The 381-nt window shown below is 53.5% G+C and carries 1 rRNA gene; it reads right to left on the bottom strand.

The features are described from left to right. Nucleotides 1-381, bottom strand: a 23S ribosomal RNA gene (locus SB756_RS28425); the annotation flags it as partial.

The raw sequence follows: 381 nt of genomic DNA, 5'->3' as shown, positions 1-381 counted from the left end.
TCCCCATCACAGCTCAGCCTTCACGATAAGCGGATTTGCCTACTTATCAGCCTAACTGCTTGGACGTGCACAACCAATCGCACGCTTCTTCTATCCTTCTGCGTCCCTCCATTGCTCAAACGATAAAGAGGTGGTACAGGAATATCAACCTGTTGTCCATCGCCTACGCCTGTCGGCCTCGGCTTAGGTCCTGACTAACCCTGAGCGGACGAGCCTTCCTCAGGAAACCTTAGGCATTCGGTGGAGGGGATTCTCACCCCTCTTTCGCTACTCATACCGGCATTCTCACTTCTAAGCGCTCCACAAGTCCTTCCGGTCTTGCTTCACAGCCCTTAGAACGCTCTCCTACCACTGTTCGAAGAACAGTCCGCAGCTTCGGTG

The organism is Pseudomonas sp. SIMBA_068 (assembly GCF_046534705.1).
Taxonomy (GTDB): Bacteria; Pseudomonadota; Gammaproteobacteria; order Pseudomonadales; family Pseudomonadaceae; genus Aquipseudomonas; species Aquipseudomonas putida.
This window is presented reverse-complemented; position numbering and strand designations above follow the sequence as displayed.